Origin of the sequence: Pseudomonas sp. NFACC05-1, assembly GCF_900100135.1 — a bacterium.
Lineage (GTDB): Bacteria > Pseudomonadota > Gammaproteobacteria > Pseudomonadales > Pseudomonadaceae > Aquipseudomonas > Aquipseudomonas fluorescens_Q.
This window is the reverse complement of the sequence record NZ_FMTR01000004.1, coordinates 73369-99709: the sequence shown is the minus strand read 5'-3', so window position 1 is coordinate 99709 and position 26341 is coordinate 73369. Positions and strand designations below refer to the sequence as shown.

The window sequence follows — 26341 nt, the reverse complement described above, 5'->3', positions numbered from 1 at the left end:
TGTACAGGATAGTGGCAAATGGCCGATTTACTAGGATGAGCGAGCCAGGACAGATGAATGGCGGCCCGCGCTCGGCGTCCAGAATCTGCCAGCCTTACAGGGGAGTACTATTTGCCTACACTTAAAAAGCCATGGGCGACATGACAAACGCAGGGCAGGTCGTTAACATGCACGCCGTCCTGCGCACCGCATCTCTTGTGGTCGACTCGTGTCTCAGTAGCTCAATTGGATAGAGCATCCCCCTCCTAAGGGGAAGGTTGGCAGTTCGAACCTGCCCTGGGACACCATATTAATCAAAGATTTAGCGAATTTTTTGCCCGGCTCTCGTTTTTTTTCCTGGTCCCCACTTCTTAATGCATTCTTTGTGGCGAGGGAGCTTGCTCCCGCTCGGTTGCGCAGCAGCCGTCAAAAAACGGGTCCGCTGCGCGGCCCAGCGGGAGCAAGCTTTCTCGCCACGGTCTGATTTTCTGCACTCGGTTTTCCCTACAGCTTCCCCTTAACGGAACGCCATTTCCTGCCGATAACCCGATGAGCCCGGTTGTCTCCTGCGTTTTGGCTCGCAATGTGCGTCACGACACAGCCAGGCCAAGCGATTGCTGAAATCCCTTGAACGTTGCTGGCTGGTGGCTATCATCTGCGCGCCTCGGGCTTGTGACACGGCGTTTCGTTGTTATGCCATTGGGTTATTTTTTTACTTGCCTGGACATCCTCGATGCTGGCGTACCACCAAAAAAGTTTTCTGATCGTCGATGATTTCTCGGATTTCCGCAGTTCGATCCGGTCCATGCTGCGTGAGCTGGGCGTCAAGGACGTGGACACCGCCGACACCGGTGAAGTGGCGCTGCGCATGTGCTCGCAGAAGCGTTATGACTTCATCTTGCAGGACTATCATCTGGGCGATGGGCGCAAGAATGGCCAGCAGGTGCTGGAAGACCTGATGGTCGAGAAGCTGATCAGCCATGAAAGTGTGTTTCTCATGGTGACCGCCGAGACCAGCCAGGCGATGGTGCTCAGTGCCTTGGAGCATGAGCCCGATGCGTACCTGACCAAACCGTTCAACCGCTCTGGCCTGGCCCAGCGGCTGGAGCGGCTCGAGCAGCGCAAGACCCTGCTCAAGCCGATCCTGCAAGCCCTCGATCGTGGCAAGCCGATGGACGTGCTCAATGCCTGCATCGCCTTGTGCAAGCAGGACCCGCGCTACGGGCCGTTGTGCCTGCGTTATCGGGCCGATGCGTTACGCGACCTGAATCAGAACGAGGCCCTGGAGCGTCTGTACAACTCCATCCTCGCGGATCGCCCGTTGCCGTGGGCCTACGCGGGGCTGGGCAAGTTGATGTTCAAGCGCGGCCAGGTGGGGCAGGCCAAGGCCGTTTATGAAAAGGCCCTGAAAGTCTTTCCAATGATGCCGGCGTTGTACGATGGCATGGCCGAAGTGTTGATGGCCGAAGGTGACACCAAGCAGGCGCAGCATGTGCTGGAAGAGGCGGTGCGCCTGTCGCCGCTGGCGGTGCGCCGTCAGTCGTTGCTGGGCAAGTTGGCGATGACCAACGAAGACTACGACACGGCTTCCCGGGCTTATCGCCAGGCGGTCGGGCAGGGCGCGCAGTCACGTTTCAAGGATCCGGAAAGCAACCTCGGCCTGGCCCATGCGCTGATCAGCAAGGGCAGCGAAAAAGGCCTCGATACCCGCACCCGGCTGGAGATCAACACCACGCTCAGTGCCGTGGCGAAGGAGAACCTCAACGACCCGGGGTTGCAGGTCCGGGCGCGGCTGATGAAGGCCACCAGCCTGTTGCTCAACGATGCCGAAACCGCCGAGAAGCTCACCGAACAGGCTTTGCAGCGCCTCGATGGCATGGAGCAATTCATGAGCGCCGAGGCCGCGTTGCTGGTGGCCAAGCAGTTACAAATGCTTGGCCAGGCCAGCGCCGGCGAGTCGATGCTCAAGAACTGCGCGGAAATCTACGGTGATGACCCGACGGTGATGCAAGGCATCGCCAAGCTGACCGACGATCCGAACATCCTCAATCAAGGCAATGCCGCCGCCGAGCTGAACCGCGAAGGCGTGCGGGTCTACAAGACCGGCGCGTTGCCGGAGGCGCGGGAGCTGTTCCGCCGCGCCCTGAAGATGCAACCGAAGAACATCAGTATTGCCCTGAACATGGCGCAATCGCTGCTGCATGGCACCGACACCAGCGTGGAGTCGGAACTGCTGCAGGAGTGTCGCGCCTGCCTGAAACTGGTGGGCATGATGCCCGACACCGATGCGCGTTTTGCGCGCTATCAAAAACTGCGAAGCAAGGCATTTGGCGATGAATGACAGCGAACAGGTCCTCGATTTTTCCACGGTGATCGCATCGACCGTGCACGACATGAAGAACTCCCTGACCTTGCTCATGCAGACGCATACGCAATGGCTCGAGCGCTTGCCCGACGCCGAGCGCCAGACCTCGGAGCAAGGCGTCATCGAGTTCGAATTCGCCCATCTCAATGGTTTGCTGGTGCAACTGCTGGGGCTGTACAAGCTCGGTGTCAACCAGTTGCCGCTGCACCCGGCCTACCATGAGCTGGATGACTTCATCGAGGCGCAACTGGCCGGCCATCAGGACGTGTTCCGCAGTCGCGGGATCATGGTCACCTATGAAGTCGATCCGCTCAGCCCCTTGGGTTTTTTCGACCGTGAACTGATTGCTTCGGTGCTCGACAATTGCATCAATAATGCCATTCGCCATGCGCGCCAGGCGCTGCTGATCAGTGTGAGCGACGAGGCTGGGCAACTGGTGCTGACCCTCAATGACGACGGCGAAGGTTACCCGCCTGAGATGATCGAGCGTCAGGCCGAGTACGTGCAAGGCATCAACCACAGCAGCGGCAGCACCGGGCTGGGTCTGTACTTCGCCGCGCGGATCGCCAGGCTGCACCAGCGCGGCGGCGTGAGCGGGCGTACCGAGATTGCCAATGGCGGTGTGTTGGGTGGTGGGGTGTTCCGGCTTTACCTGCCCTGAGCGTGCGCTTTTTAAAAAACAGCACAAATCCTCTGTGGGAGCGAGCTTGCTCGCGATAGCGGTGTATCAGTCAGCTCAATATTGACTGAGCCGATGCCATCGCGACCAAGCTCGCTCCCACACGCGTATTGCGTAAATTTTAATTGCCTCCGGGTGCTTGATATTCCGAACAGCCGAAGCCTATTTTGTACGGGTTGCCGTTCGCGGCTCGCACATAACAAGGATTGCGTCATGACGACCGATGGCCAGCGTTCACTCGCGCAGCGACTGACGGGCATTGATGAGATTGAATGTGTCACGCCGGATTTGAATGGCGTGCCGCGGGGCAAGGTAATGACCGCTGAGGGTTTCCTCGAAGGCCGGCGGTTGCAGTTGGCGCGGGGCGTGCTGCTGCAATGCATCATGGGCGGTTATCCGCCGTCGCGTTTCTACGGCAGCGACGACGGCGACCTGGCGCTGGTGGCCGATCCGAAACAGATTCATCGCCTGCCTTGGAGCCAGCAGCCCCGTGCCCTGGCGATCTGCGATGCCGACGAGTTGACCGGTGAAAGCTCCCGGCTCTCGACGCGCGGCCAGCTCAAGGCCGTTGTCGCGCGCTATGCCGCCCTTGGCCTGGCGCCGGTGGTGGCGACCGAACTGGAGTTTTTCGTGTTCGCCCCCAATCCGGACCCGACCCAGCCGTTCCAGCCGCCGATGGGCCTGGATGGGCGTCGCGAAGACGGCCATTCGGCGTTCAGCGTCAGCTCCAACAATGGCCTGCGCCCGTTCTTCAGTGAAGTCTATGCCTGCATGGCGGCGCTGGGCCTGCCTCGCGACACCTTCATGCATGAAATGGGCGTAAGCCAGTTCGAGATCAATCTGCTGCACGGCGATCCGCTGTTGCTGGCCGACCAGACGTTCCTGTTCAAGCACCTGCTCAAGGAAGTGGCCCTCAAGCACGGCCTGACCGTGGTCTGCATGGCCAAGCCTCTGGCCCACACACCGGGCAGTTCGATGCACATCCACCAGAGCGTCGTCGAGGCGGACAGCGGCCGCAACGTCTTCAGCGACGAAGCGGGCGAGCCGACGGCGACTTTCCGACATTTCATCGGTGGGCAACAGGCGTGCCTGGCGGATTTCACCGCGTTGTTCGCGCCGAACGTGAATTCCTACCAGCGCCTGTGCCACCCGTTCGCCTCGCCGAACAATGCCTGCTGGTCCCATAACAACCGTTCGGCCGGGTTGCGGATTCCTGCCAGCTCGCCGGTGGCCCGGCGGGTCGAGAACCGCTTGCCGGGAGCCGATGCCAACCCCTACCTGGCGATTGCCGCCAGCCTGGCCGCCGGGCTGTATGGGATTGAACATCGGCTGGAGCCGAGCGCGGCGATCCAGGGTGAATTCGAAGTGCCGGATAATCTGTCGCTGCCATGTACCTTGCATGCCGCCTTGGAGCGTCTGAAGCGTAGTCATCTGGCGAAGGAACTGTTTGGTACGGAGTTCATCGAAGGCTACATCGCCTCCAAGACCCTGGAGCTGACCAGCTTCTTCGATGAAATCACGCCTTGGGAGCGACGTGTCCTCGCGGCCCAGGCATAACGAACCGTCGCATTCGGGCTATCTTCAACAGGTAGCCCTTACTCACCTCAAGGAGCCGCTCGGAACGCCGATGCGCCAAATCTGGAAACCTTTTCGAGCGCTTTATTTCGCTTCGCTGATGATGTTGATCGGCTCGGGCCTCTTGAGTACTTACCTGGCCTTGCGCCTGGCCGCCGACCATGTGGACAGTCTCTGGGTCGGTGCGCTGATGGCCGCCAACTATTTCGGCCTGGTGCTGGGGGGCAAGATCGGCCATCGGCTGATCGCCCGCGTCGGGCACATCCGCGCCTATTCGGCCTGCGCCGGGATTGTCGGGGCGGCCGTGCTGGGCCATGGCTTGGTGGACTGGCTGCCGGCCTGGGTCGTGCTGCGGATGATTGTCGGCCTCGGGATGATGTGCCAGTACATGGTCATCGAGAGCTGGCTCAACGAGCAAGCCGATGCCAAGCAGCGTGGGGTGGTGTTCAGCGGCTATATGATCGCCTCGTACCTGGGGTTGGTGCTGGGTCAGTTGATCCTGGTCATGCACCCGGCCCTGGGGCCTGAGCTGTTGATGCTGGTGGCGCTGTGCTTCGCCTTGTGCCTGGTGCCGGTGACACTGACCCGGCGGATTCACCCGGCGGCGCTGCATCCGGCGCCCATGGAGCCGCGATTCTTCATCAAGCGTGTGCCACAGTCATTGAGTACGGTGCTGGGTTCCGGATTGATCGTCGGCTCGTTCTATGGTCTGGCGCCGCTGTATGCCTCTCAGCAGGGCTTGTCGACCGAGCAGGTCGGTCTGTTCATGGGTAGTTGCATCTTCGCTGGACTGCTGGTGCAGTGGCCCCTGGGCTGGCTGTCCGATCGATATGACCGGGCGCTGCTGATCCGCTGCTTTGCGCTGGTCCTGACGATCTGTGCGCTGCCATTGGCGATTCTTCCGACGGTGCCGCTGGAGGTGCTGTTCGTCGCGGGGTTCTTCTGTTCGCTGGTGCAGTTCTGCCTGTATCCGCTGGCGGTAGCGTTCTCCAACGACCACGTCGAAGCTGATCGAAGGGTGTCCCTGACCGCGATGCTGCTGGTGACCTACGGCGTGGGAGCCAGCATCGGGCCGCTGGTGGCCGGCGTGCTGATGAAAATGTTCGGCAGCCAGATGCTCTACGGCTTTTTCGCTTTCTTCGCCTTGGTACTGGTGTGGCGGATCCGACCGAAAGCGGTGACCAACCTGCATCAGGTCGATGACGCACCGCTGCATCACGTGGCGATGCCGGACAGCATGTCGAGTTCGCCTTTGGTGGCGTGTCTTGATCCGCGGGTGGATGAGCAGGTGGTGCAGGAGCAGATGCAGGCGCCGGCCAATCCGGACGTGGAGCCCGAGCCGGCCACTGAGGCTGCGGCCGAGGCTGAAACTGAAACCGAGGCGCCCGAGACACCGAGTTTTACCCAGGCCAGGCCTTGAAGCAGGCATAAAAAAACGGGCAGTCGCCGTAAGGGACTGCCCGTTTTTCATGCCTCGAAAAATCAGAGGTCGTCTTTATCGAAGCGCCGGGCTTCTCGTTGGAGCTGGTAGACGAACCGCTCGACCTGCCGTTGCACCAAGCCACTGATGTTATGGAAGCGTACACCGGCGAACGTGGTGTTGATCCTTTCTTCGAAATGCAGGTAACGCAGCTCGACTGGCGCGGTCATGTTGCCAAAAGGCAGGGCCGCGATGAAACGCTCATACACCTGGCCCAATTGCAGACGCTCCGTGATGTCGCCGTCAAAGCGCAATTTGCAACCGGTGGCGGAGATGTCCAGCAACTTGCCATCTACGGGGGACTTGAGCTTGTCGCCGCCCAGTTCAACGCTTACCAGTTGTGCCAGTTTCAGGGCGGCGCGGAAGGCGTTGCGACGTTGGTGGTAGACCACTTCGTCGGGCAGGGCGCCGCGATAGCAGCGACCGTCGCTGGATTCATCGATGGTCAGTGGACCCTTGCCATCCCAGGCGATACGCACGCCGTCATGAAAACCCTCGACACGAAACGGCTCGCCAGCCAGCAGGAAACGCTCGCCGTCCCGGGGGATCATTTCATCCAGGGCGATGGAGTTGGTCTCGCGATCGACGTTGACCAGATAGCTCTGGAAGCGCTGGCTACGTTCGTGGAAGGTGATGATCAGTGGGTCGTGGCTCTCTTGCAGCATCCGCAGGTTGCCGGAGATTTCCAGGGGCGTGGTGAGGACCTTGGGGGGCTGCGGAGCATCATCCGCGTTTGATGCATTGAACACGGTGAGTCAATCTCCAGGCAAAATACGACTACGAATGGCCGGCATTTTGCCAGCATGTATCGCGCGTTGATAGAGCGAAGGCATTGTTCGTTTCATGCCTGGCTGAGCGGGCGGTGCTTGACCATTCTGGCCGTTGAACCGCTAGCGTCATACAGCGTCGGGATCTCGCCACCGTTGAGAATGCGCAACTGGTTGGCGGTGGCGGCCTGCTGCATCAGGATCGACTGGCCGTTGCGGGCGTTGGTTGCCTGGCATTGGGCGAGCAGGTCGTTGAGTACTTTGCTCTGGGAGCGCAGCTGATCGCCGATCGTCGACTGGCTGGCCAGTTGCTCGAGGCCGTCATGGCTGGCAGGCAGGTTGAGGCTGGCGAGGATCTCGCTGCGTTTGCGGCCATGCTGGTCAAGCAAGATGATCAATGCCTGTTTCTGCGCCAGGATATTCTCCAGCAGAGGCATGTCACGACCGTGCAGTGCCACGGATTCGGCCTGCAACAATTCCAGTAGCTGTTGCGCTGGAACGAAGTCGTCGATGATCAATTGCAATAAATGAGTGTCGTGCATGGCTGGCCTTGGGTCTTAGCGTCCAAAAGCCTGGCGCAGGCGGCGGCCTAGCGCTGGGCTTCGAAGTTGAGCAGTTTGCTGGCTACGCGGTTGCTGTCGACTTTGTAGCTGCCATCGGCGATTGCTGCTTTCAACTCGGCCACGCGGGCGTTGTCGACGACAGGTTGATCGCGCAGCTTGTCAGTGACCTTCTGCAACTGCTGAGCCTCATTGCTGAGGTGTACCGACTCCCCATTGCTGACTTGGTCGGCTGGTGTAGACAGCGGCGCGGATTTGCCGGCTTCGGCGGTTTCCTTGGTAGCGCTGGTACGCGTAGTGCCTGTCAGCGGTGAAGAGCTGTTTAAACGATTGAAATCGATGACCATGGTAAAAAACCTCTGGGTATTTGGACGCTTGCCATGTTTTCGGCCATTCCCAAAAAAACTTTAGGCTCATTTATTCAATGAACGTGCGCACGTCTGCGCTTGCCTTTGCGTAAGGCACAGTCTAGGGAACACCGGGATCAAGCGCCAGCTTTCTACCTCCTCTACCGGGTCATTACATCGCCACTTCCACTTGGCCTGGAGCCATCACTTGCGCCTTGATGACGCGCTGGGAATTGAGGTTTTTTACCCGTATCTGTTCACGCATGCCGCCGTTGGACAGGGCTTCGCCGGGCATCCGCACGGCCAGGGAGCCGCTGCGGGCGGTGATGACCACCTGGTCGCCCTTGCGGACCACTTCGGCCTGCTCCAGGTGCACCAGCGTCACGACCTGATCGGCGACCATTGGTCGGACAAGTTTCTGCCCGATGGCCTGATCGACGGAGGTCAGGAAGCCCTGGGTGATCTGGCTGATGTCCCGTTCACGCAGCATCACGTCCTGGGGCTCGACGATCCCGGCCCGCTTGAGCGGACGCGTGGTGGTGACAATTTCCCGAAACAGGCGCACTTGAGCGGGCACGAACACCGTCCAGGGCGCGGCGCTGTCGCAACGAACCTTCACCGTGACGCGGCCCAGGGGGCGAGCGGGACTTTCCAGCGAAGCAGTCAATTCCTTGTCGCACATTGGCATGCGCAGGCGCGGGTCGAGTTGGTTGACTTCGATTTCGTAGCGACCTTCGGTTTGACTGGTAGCCAGATAGTCTTCTACGGTGAATTCAAGAAAGCCCTGAGTGACGCCGATAAGGAGATCAGGCAAGGTAACCGGAACAGCAGCAAGGGCAGGACCGCCCGAAGTGAACAGGCAGACAGCCAGCAGTGCACCGAGCCAGTGGCGGCAGTGAGTGGTCAGGCGTCGAGAAAATGTCGTTTGTGCGTTCATGCCGGTTCAATAGCAAGCCCCGTGCCGTTTAGTGATGAATGCGCGTCGGACACATTAGCGTTAGGTAGGAGTCAGGGCATGGCGGGAGTAATGGATTCGGTGAACCAGCGCACTCAGCTGGTCGGTCAGAATCGCCTGGAGCTGTTGTTGTTCCGTCTCGACGGCCAACAAATGTATGGGATCAACGTATTCAAGGTCCGCGAGGTGCTGCAATGCCCCAAGCTGACCCTGATGCCCAAGTCCAGCCCCGTCGTGTGCGGTGTGGCCAATATTCGGGGAGCGACCATCCCGATTCTCGACCTGGCGATGGCGACCGGTTCCGGTCGGCTGCTGGACCAGAGCAATCCGTTTGTGATCATCACCGAGTACAACACCAAGACCCAGGGGTTCCTGGTCCGCTCGGTGGAGCGCATCGTCAACATGAACTGGGAAGAGATCCATCCTCCGCCCAAGGGGACCGGCCGCGATCACTACCTCACGGCAGTGACCCGGGTCGATAACCAGTTGGTGGAAATCATCGACGTGGAAAAGATCCTCGCCGAAGTAGCACCCACGCCGGAAGCGATCTCCGTGGGGGTGGTGGATGCCGAAACCCAGCACAAGGCGATTTCGCTGCGGGTGTTGACCGTCGATGACTCTTCGGTGGCCCGCAAGCAGGTGACCCGTTGTCTGCAAACGGTTGGCGTCGAGGTGGTGGCGTTGAACGACGGGCGACAGGCGCTGGATTACCTGCGCAAGCTGGTCGACGAGGGCAAGAAGCCTGAGGAAGAGTTCCTGATGATGATCTCCGACATTGAAATGCCGGAGATGGACGGGTACACCCTGACTTCGGAAATCCGCAGCGATCCGCGCATGCAAAAGCTGCACATCATCTTGCATACTTCGTTGTCCGGGGTTTTCAACCAGGCGATGGTCAAGAAGGTCGGTGCCGACGATTTCCTGGCGAAATTCCGTCCCGATGACCTGGCGTCCCGGGTCGTCGATCGGATCAAGGCAGCAGAATAAAGTAAAGGTCGGGCGCGTTGTGCGCCCGGCAAGTCAACACGATGAAAGAGGCGGTATCTTGTCTACGGGTAATTTGGATTTCGAACAGTTCCGGGTCTTCCTGGAAAAAGCCTGTGGCATCTTGCTTGGTGAAAACAAGCAATACCTGGTGTCGAGCCGTCTCAATAAATTGATGGAGCAACAGGGCCTCAAGTCATTGGGCGAGCTTGTGCAGCGTATCCAGACCCAACCGCGCAGTGGTTTGCGCGAGATGGTGGTGGACGCCATGACCACCAACGAAACCCTGTGGTTTCGCGACACCTATCCGTTCGAAGTGCTGAAGAACAAAGTGCTGCCGGCTGCCATCAAGGCCAGCCCGGGCCAGCGCCTGCGGATCTGGTCGGCGGCCTGCTCGTCGGGGCAGGAACCCTATTCGCTGTCGATGTCCATCGATGAGTTCGAACGCTCCAACCTCGGCCAGTTGAAAGGCGGCGTGCAGATCGTCGCCACCGACCTGTCCGGGACCATGCTCAATAACTGCAAGACTGGCGAGTACGACAGCCTGGCCATCGGCCGTGGTTTGTCGCCGGACCGCCTGCAACGCTACTTCGACCCGAAAGGGCCGGGCAAGTGGGTGGTCAAGGCGCCGATCAAGAGCCGGGTGGAGTTCCGCTCGTTCAACCTGCTGGACAGCTATGCCAGCCTGGGCAAGTTCGACATCGTGTTCTGCCGCAACGTACTGATCTACTTCTCCGCCGAAGTGAAGAAAGACATCCTGCTGCGCATCCACGGCACGCTCAAGCCGGGCGGCTACCTGTTCCTCGGCGCCTCCGAGGCGTTGAACGGTTTGCCGGATCATTACCAGATGGTCCAGTGCAGCCCGGGGATCATTTACCAGGCGAAGTGATTGGCTTGGGTTGACAAAAAACGGGAGTCCCCACGGGCTCCCGTTTTTTTATGCCCGCTCATTCCTCCCTATCACCATTATCCCTGTGGGAGCGGGCTTGCTCGCGAATGCGGCGGTCAGTCGAGATAAATGTCGCTGTCACACCGCTTTCGCGAGCAAGCCCGCTCCCACAGTTTGAATGCCATTGCCCTTGAGAAGCGGCAGAAAAGCGGCAGCTTGCGGAAGCCAGTTGCCGCTTTTCTGGCATTGCCGCCTTGCCGATGCCCGCAAAGCCCCGGTTTACGGGGCTTTGGAAAGTGGCACGCCGCTTGCTATAGCCAACGTACGTACATTCTGGTCACCCAAAGGTTTCCGACATGAGCATCAGCTTCGATAAAGCGCTCGGTATCCACGAACAGGCCCTGAGCTTCCGCGCCCAGCGTGCCGAAGTCCTGGCCAACAACATCGCCAACGCCGATACCCCGAACTACAAGGCTCGGGACCTGGACTTCTCCAAAGTGCTCGCCGAGCAGAACGAGAAGGCCAAGAACGGCCACTTCGCCTTGAACATGACCAACAGCCGTCATATCGAAGCCGAAGGCCTGGGTAATGGCGACGAGTCGTTGATGTATCGCACGCCGATGCAGCCGTCGATCGACCAGAACACCGTGGACGCTCAACTGGAACAGTCCAACTACGCGGAAAACTCCGTGAACTTCCAGGCCAGCTTCACCCTGCTCAACAGCAAATTCAAAGGGCTGGTATCGGCCCTGCGTGGAGAGTAAGCCATGTCGATTGCTAGCGTATTCAACATTGCCGGCAGTGCCATGAGTGCCCAGACCACTCGCCTGAACACCGTCGCCAGTAACATCGCCAACGCCGAGACCGTTTCGTCGAGCATCGACCAGACCTACCGCGCCCGCCACCCGGTATTCGCCACCATGTTCCAGGGCGGCCAGTCCGGCGGCAGCGACTCGCTGTTCCAGGAGCAGGACGCGGCCGGGCAGGGCGTACAGGTGCTTGGCGTGGTCGAAGACCAGAGCAACCTCGAAGCCCGTTATGAGCCGAACCATCCGGCCGCTGATGCCAAGGGTTATGTCTACTACCCGAACGTCAACGTTGTCGAAGAAATGGCCGACATGATTTCCGCCAGTCGTTCGTTCCAGACCAACGCCGAAATGATGAACACCGCCAAAACCATGATGCAGAAGGTCCTGACCCTCGGTCAGTGATAAGGGGCGAGTCACATGAGCGTTACCAACACTACCAGCGGTTTGAGCCTGAACGAGATTCTGGCCAATTCCTCGGTCAAGACCAACAACACCTCCGATACCCTCGGGGCAATGACAGGTGCGGCGACCGGCAAGAAGGAACTGGGCAAGGATGCGTTCCTGCAACTGCTCGTTACCCAGCTGAAGAACCAGAACCCGCTGGAGCCCCAGGACAACGGTGAGTTCGTGGCCCAATTGGCGCAGTTCAGCAGCCTGGAAGGTATCACCACCCTCAACGAGACCGTCAGCGGTATCGCCGGCAACTACAACTCGTCCCAGGCTTTGCAGGCCTCGTCGCTGGTCGGTCGCTCGGTCATCGCCCCAGGCGACAAAGCCGTGGTCGATACCTCCAAGAGCCTCAACGGCACGGTGGTGGTACCGACATCGGTGTCCTCCGTCGCGGTCAAGATCGTGGACAAGGACGGCAAGACCGTCCGCACCATCGACCTGGGCAGCCAGAACGCCGGCAATTCCGCTTTCATCTGGGACGGCAAGAACGATGCGGGCACGGTCGTCGAATCGGGCACTTACACCTTCGCCGCCTCGACCACCATCGACGGCAAGGCCACGTCGTTGATCACCAACCTGCCGGCCACGGTCAGCAGCGTGACGATCAGCCAGACGGGCGGTGAGCTGATGCTCAACCTGGCCGGGCTGGGCAGCATTGCCCTGTCCAAAGTACAAACTATTGGTATGTAGAGCCGACTAACCGGCAAAAGGAGTCAACATGTCTTTTAACATCGGCCTTAGCGGTCTCTATGCAGCCAACAAACAGCTGGACGTGACCGGCAACAACATCGCCAACGTGGCGACCACCGGTTTCAAATCGTCCCGCGCGGAATTCGAAGACGTCTACTCGGCCACCAAGCTGGGTTCGGGCAGCAAGACCGTCGGCAACGGCGTGCGCCTGGCCAACGTTTCCCAGCAGTTCGGCCAGGGGGATGTCAACAACACCGGCAACGTGCTGGACATGGGTATCCAGGGCCAGGGCTTCTTTGTCCTGAGCAACGACGGCTCCCTGAGCTACACCCGTGCCGGTACCTTCAAGACCGACAAGGAAGGCTACATCACCAACAGTGACGGCACTTCGCGCCTGCAAGGCTATGGCGTGGATGCCAACGGCAAGATCCAGAACGGGATCCTGACCGACCTGCGCATCGACACTTCGAACCTGCCGCCGCAAGCCACCAGCCTGGTTTCTTCGACGATCAACCTGAACTCCACGGCGACGCCGATCACCGTTGCGTTCAACCCGACCGACACGGCCACATTCACCAAGCAATTCACTACCCCGGTCTATGATACCCAGGGCAACCAGCACTCCATGGACCAGTACATGGTCAAGACTGCCGGTAATACCTGGAACGTCTATACCTTGATCGATGGTCGTAACCTCAATGGCAGCGCGCCGGTTGCTCCGAACGCTCCGGTTCCTTCCACAATGACGTTCGACTCGAACGGCAGACTAACCCAGGTCAGCACTCCGGTTCCGCCGACCGTTCCGCCGACTGTTCCGACACCTGCGCCAACCATCAGCAATGATCTGAATCTGGTTGGCTGGGTCCCAGGCACTGTGACTAATGGTACATGGACTGCTAATGGCGCGGGCTCGTCGACTATTACGATCTCCATGGCCAACACCACCCAATTCAACGCCGACACCGCCCGCTCGATTCCAGCCCAGAACGGTTACGCCACGGGCCAGATTACCAACCTGACCATCGACGGCAGCGGTGTACTGTTGGCCAACTTCAGCAACAACCAGACCAAGCCGATCGGCCAGCTCGCGCTCGCCAGCTTCACCAACGAGCAAGGCCTGCAGCCGGTAGGCGGCACCAGCTGGAAAGAAACCTTCGCCTCGGGCATCCCGGGCTACGATGCCCCACAAACCGGCACCCTGGGTTCGATCGTCTCCAACTCCCTGGAAGAGTCCAACGTCAACCTGACCAACGAACTGGTCGAGCTGATCAAGGCCCAGAGCAACTACCAGGCGAACGCCAAGACCATCTCCACCCAGAGCACCATCATGCAGACCATCATCCAGATGGCTTGATGTCGATGGTTGCTTGAAGGCTGCACAAGGAGCCCCTCGCAAGAGGGGCTTTTTCATGCGTGCTAGAGCCCGTCCTCATGCCAGGTTTCCCTTTGTGGCGAGGGGATTTATCCCCGCTGGGCTGCGCAGCAGCCCCCTCCACAAGCAGTCAATACGACCTGCCTGATCCACCGGGTCGCTGGCATTCAGGGCCGCTCCGCGCCCCAGGGGGGATAATCCCCTCGCCACAATGAATGTCACCCTGAATATGGATGAGGGCAGCCCAGGCGACGTCGTTTCCAAGGCAAAAGAAAACCCCCGATAAACCAGCGGTCTATCGGAGGCTTCTTCAGTCGGCGCCTTTACACGCCCACCCACTCAGCTTATTGGCAAGCTTCGCAATCCGGCTCGTCGATCGCGCAGGCCTTTGGCACTGGCGCAGGGCCTGCTGGAGCCGCCAGGACCGAATCGTCACCGTGGTTGCCGCCGCTGGAAACAGCGTTCAGCTTGCCGGTGTTGATGGTCGACTTCTCGGTGCTGGTCGCGGCCAGGGCACGGAGGTAGTAAGTGGTTTTCAGACCACGGTACCAAGCCATGCGGTAGGTCACGTCCAGCTTCTTGCCCGAAGCACCGGCGATGTACAGGTTCAGCGATTGAGCCTGGTCGATCCACTTCTGGCGACGGCTGGCGGCGTCGACGATCCACTTGGTGTCCACTTCGAACGCGGTGGCGTAGAGGGCTTTGAGCTCTTGCGGGATGCGTTCGATCTGCTGCACCGAACCGTCGTAGTACTTCAGGTCGTTGATCATGACCGAGTCCCAGAGGCCGCGGGCCTTGAGGTCGCGAACCAGGTACGGGTTGATCACGGTGAACTCGCCCGACAGGTTCGATTTCACATACAGGTTCTGGTAGGTCGGTTCGATCGACTGCGACACGCCGGTGATGTTGGCGATGGTGGCGGTCGGTGCGATGGCCATGATGTTGGAGTTACGGATGCCTTTCTGCACACGGGCGCGAACCGGTGCCCAGTCCAGGGATTCGTTCAGGTCAACGTCGATGTATTTCTGGCCGCGCTGGGCGATCAGGATCTGTTGCGAGTCCAGCGGCAGAATGCCCTGGGACCACAGCGACCCCTGGAACGTCTCGTAGGCGCCACGCTCGTCGGCCAGGTCGCAGGAAGCCTGGATCGCGTAGTAGCTGACCGCTTCCATGGACTTGTCGGCGAATTCGACCGCGGCATCGGAACCGTACGGGATGTGCTGCAGGTACAGTGCGTCCTGGAAGCCCATGATGCCCAGGCCGACCGGACGGTGCTTGAAGTTGGAGTTCTTCGCCTGTGGCACCGAGTAGTAGTTGATGTCGATCACGTTGTCGAGCATGCGCACGGCAGTGTTCACGGTGCGTTGCAGCTTGGCGGTGTCCAGCTTGCCGTCGACGATGTGGTTCGGCAGGTTGATCGAGCCCAGGTTGCAGACCGCAATCTCATCCTTGTTGGTGTTCAGGGTGATCTCGGTGCACAGGTTCGAGCTGTGGACCACGCCCACGTGCTGCTGCGGGCTACGCAGGTTGCACGGGTCCTTGAAGGTCAGCCATGGGTGGCCGGTTTCGAACAGCATCGAGAGCATCTTGCGCCACAGGTCTTTGGCCTGGACGACTTTGAACAGCTTGATCTTGTTGTACTCGGTCAGGGCTTCGTAGTACTCGTAGCGCTCTTCGAAAGCCTTGCCGGTCAGGTCGTGCAGGTCCGGCACTTCGGATGGCGAGAACAGGGTCCACTTGCCGTCGTCGAAGACACGCTTCATGAACAGGTCAGGGATCCAGTTGGCGGTGTTCATGTCGTGGGTACGACGACGGTCATCACCGGTGTTCTTGCGCAGCTCGATGAACTCTTCGATGTCCATGTGCCAGGTTTCCAGGTAGGCACAGACCGCGCCCTTGCGCTTGCCGCCCTGGTTGACCGCGACGGCGGTGTCGTTGACCACTTTGAGGAACGGCACCACGCCCTGGGATTTGCCGTTGGTGCCCTTGATGTACGAGCCCAATGCGCGAACCGGGGTCCAGTCGTTGCCCAGGCCACCGGCGAATTTCGACAGCATGGCGTTGTCGTGGATCGCGCCGTAGATGCCCGACAGGTCATCCGGAACGGTGGTCAGGTAGCAGCTCGACAGCTGTGGACGCAGGGTACCGGCGTTGAACAGGGTCGGGGTCGAGGCCATGTAGTCGAAGGACGACAACAGGTTGTAGAACTCGATCGCACGGTCTTCGCGCTGCTTCTCTTCGATCGCCAGGCCCATGGCCACGCGCATGAAGAAGATCTGTGGCAGTTCGAAACGCACGCCATCCTTGTGGATGAAGTAACGGTCATACAGGGTTTGCAGGCCCAGGTAGGTGAACTGCTGGTCGCGCTCGTGGTTGATCGCCTTGCCGAGTTTTTCCAGATCGAATTCGGCCAGGACCGGGTTCAGCAATTCGAACTCGATACCCTTGGCAACATAAGCTGGCAGCGCCTTGGCGTACAGGTCGACCATTTCGTGGTGGGTCGCGCTCTCGGCGACTTCCAGGAAGCTCAGGCCTTCGGCACGCAGGGTGTCCATCAGCAGGCGGGCGGTCACGAAGGAGTAGTTCGGCTCGCGCTCCACCAGGGTCCGCGCGGTCATCACCAGGGCCGTGTTGACGTCCTTGAGTGCAACGCCGTCATAGAGGTTCTTCAGGGTTTCGCGCTGGATCAGGTCGCCATCGACTTCTTCCAGGCCTTCGCAGGCCTCGGTGACGATGGTGTTCAGGCGGCCCATGTCCAGCGGCGCCAGGCTGCCGTCGGCGCGGGCGATGCGGATCGAAGGGTGGGCCTGGACCGGTGCGTCGGCCGGGGAGCGGGTCGCACGTTCCTTGGCGCGGGAGTCACGGTAGATCACGTAGTCGCGCGCCACTTTCTGCTCGCCGGCACGCATCAGGGCCAGTTCGACCTGGTCCTGGATTTCTTCGATGTGGATGGTGCCGCCCGAGGGCATGCGACGTTTGAAGGTCGCGGTGACCTGTTCGGTCAGGCGGGCCACGGTGTCGTGGATTCGCGACGAAGCGGCAGCTGTGCCACCTTCAACTGCGAGGAACGCTTTGGTGATGGCGACGGTGATCTTGTCATCGGTGTAAGGAACGACAGTGCCGTTACGCTTGATCACACGCAGTTGGCCCGGCGCGGTGGCGGACAGATCCGGGTTCGAATCGGCGGCCAGCGGCGCGGTGCCCTGCGGGTTCTCGCGAGTTGTGTCGGTGTGCATGGGTGTCTCCACGTTCTCTATGTTTGTTTGGGCACCATCACGGTGCCCACCGTTCCGTCCTGAAGCACTACAACCGACTGGCGCCGGGCATAACAACTTCGGGACAGTAGGAAGCAGGCGTTTAATGCCGCTTCCATCCGAAGTTCTCAGGTTGCGAGCGGGGCTCGAAACCGGGTTGCCGGGGTGGCAGCAATTGACTGCAACACCCGTACCGTTTCGGTCGTTTTCGACCTTGAAACAGTTGCCATCCGCAGGGGCGGTCTGGGCTTGGGGAAATACGGTGTTTCAGCTGGACAGAAGCAAGAAAAGCGCTTGAATTCTCTGCCCGACTTGTGTTTGGTTTTTGGCCTGAAACCCTACATGTAGGGTTTTTTGCGCGGCGGGCTACAAGATAATGCGTTTTTGGGGGGTATGCAACGTGCTACCTGTGGATAAGCCTGTGCGTAATTTGTGTGCGAAACGTGGAACTGCTCTGTAGGCCGCGACCTAGCTGGAGTGGACCTTTTTTCATCGGTTTCAACGGTCTGAAAACTGCCCGATGGTTTTTTGCGGGCGCGGACGTTACCACATAAAACCTGCTTCGACCGAACGCATTTGTCCGCTTGTTTTCTAGGGGTGCGACGTTTATACAATCGACCGGTGTGCTGGCATGTTTATCCTCCTTTGATATGACAAAAAGAGGAGGCTGTATTCGAATCTCTGGAATGAACACTGTTGTGGCCAGAGATTGCTCCCGCTCGATTGCGCAGCAATCGCAAAAAACAGGGGCCGCTTCACAGCCCAGCGGGAGCAAGCTCCTTCGCCACGGGGTAGTGATCCTTCTGCAAGGGTTGTGGCCATCCGGTCCTTTATTTTCATAACAAAACGAGGCCCCCATGGAACAAGAAGCCTGGCAGGTATTGATCGTCGAGGATGACCAGCGTCTGGCCGAGCTGACCCGGGAGTACCTCGAAAGCAACGGGTTGCGTGTCGCCATCGAAGGCGACGGCGCGGTGGCGGCGGCGCGGATCATTGCTGAGCAGCCGGACCTGGTGGTCCTCGACCTGATGCTGCCCGGCGAAGACGGCCTGAGCATCTGTCGCAAGGTGCGCGGGCATTATGACGGGCCGATCCTCATGCTCACCGCCCGCACCGACGACACCGATCAGATCCAGGGCCTGGACCTGGGCGCCGATGATTATGTCTGCAAGCCGGTTCGCCCGCGTTTGCTCTTGGCGCGTATCCAGGCCCTGCTGCGGCGCAGCGAACCGGAGCCGAGCGTCGCGCAGAAGCAGCGACGCCTGCAATTCGGCCCGCTGGTGGTCGACGACGCCCTGCGCGAAGCCTGGTTGCAGGGCAACGGTATCGAGCTGACCAGCGCCGAATTCGACCTGCTGTGGCTGCTGGTGTCCAATGCCGGGCGCATCCTGTCCCGGGAAGAAATCTTCACCGCTTTGCGCGGCATCGGTTATGACGGCCAGGACCGTTCCATCGACGTGCGCATTTCGCGTATCCGCCCCAAGATCGGCGATGACCCGGACCATCCACGGCTGATCAAGACCATTCGCAGCAAAGGCTACCTGTTCGTTCCTGAAGCCTGCGTAGACCCGACACCGTGAACTCGATCTTCCTGCGTATTTATGGCGGCATGTGTGCCGCACTGGTGCTGGTGGCGGTCCTCGGCGTACTGGCCCTGCACCTGCTCAACCAGACCCGCAGCGAGCAATACCGCGAGCGCCTGGCCCACGGTACGTTTTCGTTGATGGCCGACAACCTGCGGCCGATGAACGACACCGAACGGCGGCGGGCGTTGCTGGTATGGGAGCGCCTGCTGGGCATTCCCCTGGCGTTGCAGACCTTTGCCCAGACCGACCTCGACCTCGGCCAGCGCACCCGCGTACTGCGTGGCCAGGCATTGGTGGAGCAGACCGGACCCCATGCGGCGAAGGTCTACCGGCTGGTCAGCGATGGCGAACAGTTGATGCTGGTGGGTGAAGTCCAGCAGATCAGTGAGCAACTGGCCCGCGCGACCATCTATCTGTTGGCCGACGAGCTGGTGCGTTCCCCGGTGGCCGAACAACCCAAGCGGCTGGCGCAACTGGCGCAGGAAAAAGGTTTTGGTTTCGATCTGCGACTCATGACCGCCGAGCAGGCGGACATGGATGAAGACCAGCGCCGTCGTGTGTCCGAGGGCGATACGGTGATGGCGTTGGGCAAGGGCGGCGACTCCATCCGGGTCTTCGCCGGCATGGTCGGCACGCCGTGGGTGCTGGAGATTGGTCCGCTGTACCAGATGAACCCTTATCCGCCGCAATGGCTGGTGCTGATCGCGGCGCTGGGCTTGAGCCTGATCGGCTTGATCGTCTACCTGTTGGTGCGCCAGTTGGAGCGGCGCTTGCGCGGCCTGGAGTCGGCCGCCACCCAGATCGCCCAGGGCAGCCTGGAAACCCGGGTACCGGCCCGAGGTGCCGACTCGGTTGGGCGGCTGGCCGCTGCGTTCAACGGCATGGCCGAGCACTTGCAGCAATTGTTGGCCATCCAGCGCGAGCTGGTGCGGGCGGTGTCCCACGAATTGCGTACCCCGGTGGCGCGCCTGCGCTTCGGCCTGGAAATGCTCGGGAGCGCCACCACGCCCCAGGCCCGGGACAAATACCTGGCGGGCATGGACCACGACATCGAAGACCTGGATCGGCTGGTGGACGAAATGCTCACCTATGCGCGGCTGGAACAGGGTTCACCGGCCCTGAACTTCCAGCGGGTGGACCTGGATGCGCTGGTCAATCAAGTGATCGATGAATTGGGGCCGTTGCGGGCCGGGATCACGGTCGAGCGCGGTCTATGCCTGTCGGCCGTCGATTGCGACGGCGCCTGGGTCGAGGCCGAGCCACGCTTTCTGCATCGGGCCCTGCAGAACCTGGTGGGCAACGCCATGCGTCACGCCAGTTCCCGGGTCACCGTCAGCTATCAGGTGGGCCAGTTGCGCTGTCGGGTGGATGTGGAGGACGACGGGCCTGGTGTGCCGGAGGCGGCATGGGAGCGGATCTTCAAGCCCTTCCTGCGCCTGGATGACAGCCGCGCCCGGGCGTCGGGCGGCCATGGGCTGGGGCTGTCGATCGTGCGGCGGATTATCCACTGGCATGACGGTCGGGCGTTGATCGGCAAGAGCAAGAGCCTGGGTGGCGCCTGTTTCAGCCTGAGTTGGCCGAGGCATCAGGACAGGTCTTGATAGGTGGGCTCCCAAACCCACAACTCTCAGGCTTTGATCCCCACCAGGCTCAATAGCTGCCCATCCTTCACCCCGAACTGCGCCTGCAGTTCGCTGCCATGACGCCACTCGGCCGACAGGTCCGTCAGCAACCGCAGTCGCACCTGTCCGTCGTGTGTCCATTCCAGCACTTCGGCATGCTCGAAATAAAAGCGCTGCCTGACGATGGGATACAGCGCCTTGAACAAGCTTTCCTTCACTGAAAAGGTCAGGGTGACCAGCAAGGCGCGGTCGTCATGCGCAAGCGTTGCCATGCGCAGCAGCTCCGGCGAGGTGAGGATTTCACCGGCCAGGCGCTCGGCGCGCTCGGGGTCGAGCAGGTTTTCCACGTCCATGCCCAAGCCTTGCCAGTGGTCTTTTTTCGCGACGATGGCCGCGGCCCGGCCCGTGCTGTGGGTGATCGAGCCGCTGACATGGGCCGGCCACACGGGGGCGCGGTCTTCACCGATGGCCGGCACGCAGGCCAGGCCGTCGAGTCGCTGCAATGCCGCCCGGGCGCAGATCCGCCCGGCCAGGAATTCAGCCTGACGCTTGGCCACTGATCGCTGGATGCTCGCCGGTGGTTCGATGGCGCTGTCGGGGAAGTCGGTGCCTACCAGCAGCAACGGGTCGAAGCGGGTGCTCAGCAGCACCGTATCGGGCAGCGCATCGGGCAAAAGCCAGTGTTCATCCAGAGGCGAGCAACAGGCGGGCAGGGTGGGGAGTGTCTTCATGCCCGGCATTTTGCCGGGTTGACGGGAGGCTGGGTAGTGGGGCAAGCCTGAGTGGCGCAAGTGAGTGGAAAAGAAGCTTCTGTGGCGAGGGAGCTTGCTCCCGCTGGGCTGCGAAGCAGTCCTGAATCTGACAGCTCGGAGTATCAGATTGAACGCATCGCTGCTGTTGGGGCTGCTGCGCAGCCCAGCGGGAGCAAGCTCCCTCGCCACAGGGTTATGCGTCAGTCAAAAACTTTCTTGAAGAACTTCTGCATATCCGCCCACGATTTCTCATCGGCTTCCTTGTTGTAGCCAATGTCCGGCCCGCCATGTTCGCCGTGGCTCAAACGGTCGGCATCGGGGTTGCTGAAGCCGTGTTTGGCGCCTTCGAGGCTGACGAATTTATAGTCGGCGCCGGCCTTGTCCATCTCGCTCTTGAACGCGGTGACGTTGTCCTGGGTGACCATGCTGTCCAGGGCGCCATGCTCGACCAGCACCTTGGCCTTGACGCTGCCAGGTGTTGCCGGGGTGTTGGTCACCAGCGCACCGTGGAAGCTCACCACGCCGGCCAGCGGCACACCCTGGCGCGCCGCATCGAGTACCACCTTGCCGCCGAAGCAGTAGCCGATGGCAGCGAGTTTATCCGGATCGGTCTGGGGTTGTTTTTTCAGCAGGTCCAACCCCGCCTGGAAGCGTGCGCTGGCGGCCTTGCCGTCCTTGAGCGCCGCCTGCATGAAGGCCATGGCGTCCTTGGGGTGCTCGGTGTTCTTGCCGTCGCCGTACATGTCGATGGCCAGGGCGCTATAGCCCAGGCCGGCGAGGTCACGGGCACGGCGCTTGGCGTAGTCGTTCAACCCCCACCATTCATGCACCACCACCACGCCCGGGCGCGGGCCCTTGACGGTGTCGTCATACGCGTAATAGCCGATCAGCTTGGTGCCGTCGGCACTGGTGTAGGGGAGCTCCTGGGTCTGGATGGCGGCTTGGCTCACGCCGCTAATAGCCAGAAGTACAACAGCAAGCAGCCTGCGCATGATGGATCTCCTTAAAAAGTGCTGAGACAGGACACTCTAGCCGATTCATTCAGCGAAGGTTCAGAGAACGTTCAAGGGGGGTTCAGGTATCGCTGGTTAAGGTGACGGCGACTTCACAATTCACCCACGCTGCAAAGGAACTTGATCATGACTGCTATGAAAAAACTGCTGTTGGCTTTCACCGTGCTGGGCGCCAGCGCCCTGGCCCACGCCGATGACAACTTCGCCAGCCTGACCCTCGGCCAGACCAGCGACAAGGTGAAGAAATCCAGCGCCTTGGACAGCGCCCTGAACAACCCGAACGCCGACGGCGTCATCGGCAAGGACACCACGTATGGCCTGCGACTGGGCAAGCAAAACGACCAGGGCCGCTACTACGCCACCTACGACAACGTCTCGGGCACCCACAACGGCATCAAGCTGCGCCAGGAAAACCTGCTGGGCAGCTACGATGTGTTCTATCCGGTCACCAGCAGCACCAAGCTGTTCGGTGGCGGCACGGCGGGCCTGACCAAGCTGACCCAGGATTCTCCCGGCTTCAGCCGCGACAGCGACATTGGCTACGCAGTGGGCTTGCAAGGGGGCGTGCTGCAACAAATTTCGCAGAACACCTCGGTTGAACTGGGTTACCGTTACCTGCGCAGCAACGCCAGCACCGAGATGAGCCCGCACGGTGGCGATAAGGTTGGCTCGTTGGACCTGACCAGCAGCGCCCAGACCTACCTGTCCGCCAACTACACGTTCTAAGCGGTTGATGGTGAGCGTATCCAGCCGGATCGGTCGAAGACGATCCGGCGCCTTTCGTTGAAGTGCGCCGCACTGGATTGTTTGATTTGCCTGGGAGAGGCTCCATGAAATTACTGGTCGTCGAAGACGAAGCGCTGTTGCGTCACCACCTGCAAACCCGTCTCACCGACAGCGGCCATGTGGTGCAGGCCGTGGCCAATGCCGACGAGGCCTTGTACCAGGTTCGGGAATTCAACCATGACCTGGCGGTGATCGACCTGGGCTTGCCGGGCATCAGCGGGCTGGAGCTGATCCGCCGGCTGCGCTCGCAGGACAAGACGTTTCCGATCCTGATCCTGACCGCCCGCGGCAACTGGCAGGACAAGGTCGAAGGCCTGGCCGCCGGCGCCGACGACTACGTGGTCAAGCCGTTTCAGTTCGAAGAGCTGGAGGCCCGGCTGAACGCCCTGTTGCGCCGCTCCAGCGGTTTTACCCAATCGACCATCGTCGCCGGTCCGTTGCTGCTCGACCTCAACCGCAAGCAGGCGTCCCTCGATGAGGAGCCGCTGGCGTTGACTGCCTACGAGTACCGCATCCTCGAATACCTCATGCGCCATCACCAGCAGGTGGTGGCCAAGGACCGCTTGATGGAGCAGCTTTACCCCGATGACGACGAGCGTGATCCCAATGTCATCGAAGTGCTGGTCGGGCGCCTGCGCCGTAAGCTGGAAGCGCCGGCGGGCTTCAAGCCGATCGATACCGTGCGCGGCCTGGGCTACCTGTTCAACGAGCGCTGCCAGTGATTCGTTCGCTTCGCCTGCGGTTGATGCTGGCCGCCATGACCCTGGCGGTGCTGTTCATGCTGGCCTTGTTGCCGGCCATGCAAGGCGCGTTCAGCCTGGCGCTGCAGGAATCCATCGAGCAACGCCTGGCTTCGGACGTGACCACGCTGATTTCCGCCGCCCGAGTGGAAAACAACCGCTTGAGGATGCCGGCGCAGTTGCCCGATGAGCGCTTCAACCTCGCCGATGCCCGCCTGCTGGGTTACATCTACGATCGCGAGGGGCGGTTGGTCTGGCGCTCGAAGGCGACCCAGGAAGAAAACATCAATTACACGCCACGCTATGACGGCCAGGGCAACCAGTTCGCGCGCATTCGCGAGAACGACGGCCAGGAGTTTTTTGTCTATGACGTCGAGATCAAGCTGCTCGGCGGCCAGAGCGCGGCGTTCAGCATCGTTACCTTGCAACCGGTGCGCGACTATGAGGTGACCCTGCAGGGCCTGCGGGACAATCTGTACCTGGGCTTTGGCGCGGCCCTGTTGGTGTTGCTGGCGCTGTTGTGGATCGGCTTGACCTGGGGCCTTCGGGCGCTGCGGCGCCTGAGCCAGGAACTGGACGAAATCGAAAGCGGGGCCCGGGAAAGCCTCAGTACCGAGCATCCCCGGGAACTGTTGCGCCTGACCGGCTCCCTCAACCGCCTGCTGTACAGCGAGCGGGAGCAACGCAGCCGTTATCGCGATTCCCTCGATGACCTGGCCCACAGCTTGAAGACCCCGTTGGCGGTGTTGCAGGGCGTCAGCGAGGACATGGCCCGACGCCCGGAGGACCGTGGACAGGCTTGGGTGCTGCAAACCCAGATCGAGCGCATGAGCCAGCAGATCGGCTACCAGTTGCAGCGCGCCAGCCTGCGCAAAAGCGGGCTGGTGCGCCATCAGGTACGCTTGCGCCCGGTGTTGCAAAGCCTGTGTGACACCCTGGACAAGGTCTATCGCGACAAACGAGTCAATGTCAGTTTCGATCTGCCGGAGCACTGCCAGGTGCCGATCGAACAGGGCGCCTTGCTGGAGATGCTCGGCAACCTGCTGGAAAACGCCTATCGGCTGTGCCTGGGCGAGGTGCGCGTCAGCGTGCACCAGACCCTTGGCGGTACGGAGTTGAGTGTCGAGGACGACGGGCCGGGCGTGCCACCGGATCAACGTGCGCGGATTCTCCAGCGGGGCGAGCGACTGGATCGCCAGCATCCGGGGCAGGGGATCGGACTGGCGGTGGTGAAAGACATCATCGAGAGCTACGGCGCCAAGTTGACCCTGGGGGATTCAGAGCTGGGCGGGGCGGCGTTCCGGATTCATTTTCCGGTGGTTTGACTGGAATACTTCGGTGGGGTTGCCGGCCTTTGTGGCGAGGGAGCTTGCTCCCGCTCGAGTGCGCAGCGCTCGCAAGTTCTTGGGGCCGCTTCGCAGCCCAGCGGGAGCAAGCTCCCTCGCCACAGGGGCCGGCGGGCTCCCCACAGGATTTGGATGTCACCACTCAATTCTCCTGCTCCCGATAAGCCCCTGGCGTCAGCCCCGTCCACTTCTTGAACGCCCGGTGAAACGCCGATGGTTCGGAGAAACCCAACTGCTCGGCAATCTGCTGCAACGACAGGTCCGCACGCCCCAAGTGGTAGATGGCGATATCCCGCCGCAGCTGATCCTTGAGTTCCTGGAAGCTGGTGCCTTCTTCACGCAAATGCCGGCGCAAGGTCTGCGGGCTGATGTGCAGATGGCCGGCGACGGTGTCCAGGTCGGGCCAGCGGGCGGTGTCGCGGCTGAGCAGGCGGCGCAGTTGGCTGCTCAGGCTATGGCCATCGTCCGGGCGCGACAGCAGGTCGGCGGGGGAGCGTTCGAGGAAATGCTTGAGGGTGCGTTCGTCCTGCAGCAGTGGCATGTCCAGGTAACGGCTGTGGAACAACAGGCTGCTGCTGCGCGCTTCGAACACCAGTGGACAGGAAAAAAGTAAGTCGTATTCGGCACCGTGGGCGGGTTTGGTGTAGCCGAAAGTCGCCTGTTCCAGGCCGATACGCTGGCCGATCAGCCAACTGGCCAGGCGATGCCAGACTACCAGCAAGCTTTCAGTCAGAAAATGATCCGGGTCCCACAGCGTCGAATCGTCCAGCACCAGCCGCACTCGCTCGCCTTCGGCTTCCAGGGTCAGGCTCGGCGCGTCGGGGAACAGGCTGTAGAACAGCAAGCCGCGTTGAAGGGCCTTGCCCAGGGTCCGACAGTGGATCAACGCGTGACACATCATGGCAAACGTCCCGGGTTTACTCGCAGCCCTACCGAATCCCAGGTATTCGTCCCCCAATGCCAGCCACAGCGCCTGCAACAGGCGCGCGAACTGCTCGGGCGCAATCCGCGCGCGCGGCTCATCCAACAGCTCTGGGCTGATGCCCAGCTGTTGCAGCACAGGAACATAGTCGAAGCCTTGCCGGCGCGCGCCGCCCAAGGCTGCGCGGGCGAAGTGGCTGGCGATCGTGCGTTGGCGCATGGCTGGAATCCGTCCGGTAAGCGGGCGATGGTAGCAGGGCACTGCGGCCCGACAAGGCGGATATCCGCCAAATCCCGGAGTGATAAACACCCCGTGGGCGGAAATCCGCCACATTCCACGGCCGTGTTTAACTCGTGAATAATTCCAGAACCCTTCTGCGACAGCGCTTGTAGGGGTTTTCCGAAAAATGGCACGAGCCT

General features: G+C 61.0%; 23 protein-coding genes and 1 tRNA gene. 16 read left to right on the top strand and 8 right to left on the bottom strand.

The features are described 5' to 3' along the window. The first annotated feature begins 210 nt into the window (after positions 1-210). From BLO97_RS08725 to BLO97_RS08705, 5 genes are all read left to right on the top strand, one after another. Positions 211-287, top strand: a tRNA-Arg gene (locus BLO97_RS08725). A gap of 425 nt (positions 288-712) precedes the next feature. Then, entirely contained in the window at positions 713-2320 is a 1608-nt protein-coding gene (locus tag BLO97_RS08720) for a tetratricopeptide repeat-containing response regulator (RefSeq protein ID WP_063324722.1), read from the top strand. Continuing rightward, positions 2313-3005, top strand: a complete 693-nt coding sequence (locus BLO97_RS08715; RefSeq protein ID WP_063324723.1) for a sensor histidine kinase — start codon at positions 2313-2315, stop codon at positions 3003-3005. The genes BLO97_RS08720 and BLO97_RS08715 overlap by 8 nt, the downstream gene beginning before the upstream one ends. Before the next feature lie 333 nt (positions 3006-3338). Beyond that, on the top strand, positions 3339-4580 hold the full coding sequence (locus BLO97_RS08710; RefSeq protein ID WP_175489836.1) for a glutamine synthetase family protein: 1242 nt from the start codon (positions 3339-3341) through the stop codon (positions 4578-4580). A gap of 70 nt (positions 4581-4650) precedes the next feature. Beyond that, positions 4651-6018: an MFS transporter gene (locus BLO97_RS08705; protein WP_063324725.1), complete on the top strand. Its 1368-nt coding sequence runs from the start codon at positions 4651-4653 to the stop codon at positions 6016-6018. 62 nt (positions 6019-6080) lie between these two features. Here BLO97_RS08705 and BLO97_RS08700 read toward each other — a convergent pair whose 3' ends face one another. From BLO97_RS08700 to flgA, 4 genes are all read right to left on the bottom strand, one after another. Further along, the gene (locus tag BLO97_RS08700; protein WP_003204744.1) at positions 6081-6827 is read right to left on the bottom strand and encodes a flagellar brake protein; all 747 of its coding nucleotides are present in this window, start codon (positions 6825-6827) and stop codon (positions 6081-6083) included. Positions 6828-6919: 92 nt separating this feature from the next. Continuing rightward, the gene (locus BLO97_RS08695; protein WP_072346436.1) at positions 6920-7387 is read right to left on the bottom strand and encodes a flagella synthesis protein FlgN; all 468 of its coding nucleotides are present in this window, start codon (positions 7385-7387) and stop codon (positions 6920-6922) included. Positions 7388-7434: 47 nt separating this feature from the next. Then, the gene (gene flgM, locus BLO97_RS08690; RefSeq protein ID WP_063324728.1) at positions 7435-7752 is read right to left on the bottom strand and encodes a flagellar biosynthesis anti-sigma factor FlgM; all 318 of its coding nucleotides are present in this window, start codon (positions 7750-7752) and stop codon (positions 7435-7437) included. A gap of 172 nt (positions 7753-7924) precedes the next feature. Further along, positions 7925-8689, bottom strand: a complete 765-nt coding sequence (gene flgA / locus BLO97_RS08685) for a flagellar basal body P-ring formation chaperone FlgA (RefSeq protein ID WP_063324729.1) — start codon at positions 8687-8689, stop codon at positions 7925-7927. A gap of 78 nt (positions 8690-8767) precedes the next feature. Between flgA and BLO97_RS08680 the strand changes: the two genes are divergently transcribed. From BLO97_RS08680 to flgE, 6 genes are all read left to right on the top strand, one after another. Then, positions 8768-9694 carry a chemotaxis protein CheV gene (locus BLO97_RS08680; protein WP_058544891.1) on the top strand — a complete coding sequence of 309 codons (927 nt, stop codon included), beginning with the start codon at positions 8768-8770 and terminating at the stop codon, positions 9692-9694. 58 nt (positions 9695-9752) lie between these two features. Further along, positions 9753-10580: a protein-glutamate O-methyltransferase CheR gene (cheR, locus tag BLO97_RS08675; protein ID WP_063324730.1), complete on the top strand. Its 828-nt coding sequence runs from the start codon at positions 9753-9755 to the stop codon at positions 10578-10580. 356 nt (positions 10581-10936) lie between these two features. Next, entirely contained in the window at positions 10937-11344 is a 408-nt protein-coding gene (flgB, locus tag BLO97_RS08670; protein ID WP_072346448.1) for a flagellar basal body rod protein FlgB, read from the top strand. Positions 11345-11347: 3 nt separating this feature from the next. Next, the gene (gene flgC, locus BLO97_RS08665; RefSeq protein WP_003204730.1) at positions 11348-11791 is read left to right on the top strand and encodes a flagellar basal body rod protein FlgC; all 444 of its coding nucleotides are present in this window, start codon (positions 11348-11350) and stop codon (positions 11789-11791) included. Between the two features lie 15 nt (positions 11792-11806). Continuing rightward, positions 11807-12529, top strand: a complete 723-nt coding sequence (flgD, locus tag BLO97_RS08660) for a flagellar hook assembly protein FlgD (RefSeq protein ID WP_072346450.1) — start codon at positions 11807-11809, stop codon at positions 12527-12529. A 28-nt stretch (positions 12530-12557) separates the two neighbouring features. Next, the gene (gene flgE / locus BLO97_RS08655; RefSeq protein ID WP_092345591.1) at positions 12558-13883 is read left to right on the top strand and encodes a flagellar hook protein FlgE; all 1326 of its coding nucleotides are present in this window, start codon (positions 12558-12560) and stop codon (positions 13881-13883) included. 362 nt (positions 13884-14245) lie between these two features. Here the strand turns inward: flgE and BLO97_RS08650 are convergent, their stop codons facing one another. Then, positions 14246-17137, bottom strand: a complete 2892-nt coding sequence (locus BLO97_RS08650) for a ribonucleoside-diphosphate reductase subunit alpha (protein ID WP_063324733.1) — start codon at positions 17135-17137, stop codon at positions 14246-14248. 875 nt (positions 17138-18012) lie between these two features. Here BLO97_RS08650 and BLO97_RS08645 point away from each other — a divergent pair. Further along, entirely contained in the window at positions 18013-18735 is a 723-nt protein-coding gene (locus BLO97_RS08645; RefSeq protein ID WP_092145260.1) for a response regulator, read from the top strand. Next, complete coding sequence (locus BLO97_RS08640) at positions 18732-20342, top strand: ATP-binding protein (RefSeq protein WP_063324735.1); 1611 nt, start codon at positions 18732-18734, stop codon at positions 20340-20342. Before BLO97_RS08645 ends, BLO97_RS08640 begins: the two co-directional genes overlap by 4 nt. A gap of 26 nt (positions 20343-20368) precedes the next feature. Here BLO97_RS08640 and BLO97_RS08635 read toward each other — a convergent pair whose 3' ends face one another. Both BLO97_RS08635 and BLO97_RS08630 read right to left on the bottom strand, forming a co-directional pair. Beyond that, positions 20369-21094: a 4'-phosphopantetheinyl transferase family protein gene (locus BLO97_RS08635; protein ID WP_218189613.1), complete on the bottom strand. Its 726-nt coding sequence runs from the start codon at positions 21092-21094 to the stop codon at positions 20369-20371. A gap of 221 nt (positions 21095-21315) precedes the next feature. After that, the gene (locus BLO97_RS08630) at positions 21316-22107 is read right to left on the bottom strand and encodes a dienelactone hydrolase family protein (protein ID WP_092145264.1); all 792 of its coding nucleotides are present in this window, start codon (positions 22105-22107) and stop codon (positions 21316-21318) included. Positions 22108-22254: 147 nt separating this feature from the next. On the opposite strand from BLO97_RS08630, the gene BLO97_RS08625 reads away from it, so the two are divergent. The 3 genes from BLO97_RS08625 to BLO97_RS08615 all read left to right on the top strand — a co-directional run bounded on the left by BLO97_RS08625 (position 22255) and on the right by BLO97_RS08615 (position 24979). Further along, complete coding sequence (locus tag BLO97_RS08625) at positions 22255-22854, top strand: hypothetical protein (RefSeq protein ID WP_092145266.1); 600 nt, start codon at positions 22255-22257, stop codon at positions 22852-22854. A gap of 104 nt (positions 22855-22958) precedes the next feature. After that, positions 22959-23636: a response regulator gene (locus tag BLO97_RS08620; RefSeq protein ID WP_092345589.1), complete on the top strand. Its 678-nt coding sequence runs from the start codon at positions 22959-22961 to the stop codon at positions 23634-23636. Further along, on the top strand, positions 23633-24979 hold the full coding sequence (locus BLO97_RS08615) for an ATP-binding protein (RefSeq protein ID WP_092345587.1): 1347 nt from the start codon (positions 23633-23635) through the stop codon (positions 24977-24979). Before BLO97_RS08620 ends, BLO97_RS08615 begins: the two co-directional genes overlap by 4 nt. A 163-nt stretch (positions 24980-25142) precedes the next feature. Here BLO97_RS08615 and BLO97_RS08610 read toward each other — a convergent pair whose 3' ends face one another. After that, the gene (locus tag BLO97_RS08610) at positions 25143-26141 is read right to left on the bottom strand and encodes an AraC family transcriptional regulator (protein ID WP_092145270.1); all 999 of its coding nucleotides are present in this window, start codon (positions 26139-26141) and stop codon (positions 25143-25145) included. Positions 26142-26341 lie beyond the last annotated feature (200 nt).

Excerpts from the sequence above, each read along its gene's own strand:
- BLO97_RS08720 (WP_063324722.1), top strand. The coding sequence starts at position 713 with ATGCTGGCGTACCACCAAAAAAGTTTTCTGATCGTCGATGATTTCTCG.
- BLO97_RS08715 (WP_063324723.1), top strand. The coding sequence starts at position 2,313 with ATGAATGACAGCGAACAGGTCCTCGATTTTTCCACGGTGATCGCATCG.
- BLO97_RS08710 (WP_175489836.1), top strand. The coding sequence starts at position 3,339 with ATGACCGCTGAGGGTTTCCTCGAAGGCCGGCGGTTGCAGTTGGCGCGG.
- BLO97_RS08705 (WP_063324725.1), top strand. The coding sequence starts at position 4,651 with ATGCGCCAAATCTGGAAACCTTTTCGAGCGCTTTATTTCGCTTCGCTG.
- BLO97_RS08695 (WP_072346436.1), bottom strand. The coding sequence starts at position 7,387 with ATGCACGACACTCATTTATTGCAATTGATCATCGACGACTTCGTTCCA.
- flgM (WP_063324728.1), bottom strand. The coding sequence starts at position 7,752 with ATGGTCATCGATTTCAATCGTTTAAACAGCTCTTCACCGCTGACAGGC.
- flgA (WP_063324729.1), bottom strand. The coding sequence starts at position 8,689 with ATGAACGCACAAACGACATTTTCTCGACGCCTGACCACTCACTGCCGC.
- BLO97_RS08680 (WP_058544891.1), top strand. The coding sequence starts at position 8,768 with ATGGCGGGAGTAATGGATTCGGTGAACCAGCGCACTCAGCTGGTCGGT.
- flgB (WP_072346448.1), top strand. The coding sequence starts at position 10,937 with ATGAGCATCAGCTTCGATAAAGCGCTCGGTATCCACGAACAGGCCCTG.
- flgC (WP_003204730.1), top strand. The coding sequence starts at position 11,348 with ATGTCGATTGCTAGCGTATTCAACATTGCCGGCAGTGCCATGAGTGCC.
- flgD (WP_072346450.1), top strand. The coding sequence starts at position 11,807 with ATGAGCGTTACCAACACTACCAGCGGTTTGAGCCTGAACGAGATTCTG.
- flgE (WP_092345591.1), top strand. The coding sequence starts at position 12,558 with ATGTCTTTTAACATCGGCCTTAGCGGTCTCTATGCAGCCAACAAACAG.
- BLO97_RS08650 (WP_063324733.1), bottom strand. The coding sequence starts at position 17,137 with ATGCACACCGACACAACTCGCGAGAACCCGCAGGGCACCGCGCCGCTG.
- BLO97_RS08645 (WP_092145260.1), top strand. The coding sequence starts at position 18,013 with ATGGAACAAGAAGCCTGGCAGGTATTGATCGTCGAGGATGACCAGCGT.
- BLO97_RS08635 (WP_218189613.1), bottom strand. The coding sequence starts at position 21,094 with ATGAAGACACTCCCCACCCTGCCCGCCTGTTGCTCGCCTCTGGATGAA.
- BLO97_RS08630 (WP_092145264.1), bottom strand. The coding sequence starts at position 22,107 with ATGCGCAGGCTGCTTGCTGTTGTACTTCTGGCTATTAGCGGCGTGAGC.
- BLO97_RS08625 (WP_092145266.1), top strand. The coding sequence starts at position 22,255 with ATGACTGCTATGAAAAAACTGCTGTTGGCTTTCACCGTGCTGGGCGCC.
- BLO97_RS08620 (WP_092345589.1), top strand. The coding sequence starts at position 22,959 with ATGAAATTACTGGTCGTCGAAGACGAAGCGCTGTTGCGTCACCACCTG.
- BLO97_RS08610 (WP_092145270.1), bottom strand. The coding sequence starts at position 26,141 with ATGCGCCAACGCACGATCGCCAGCCACTTCGCCCGCGCAGCCTTGGGC.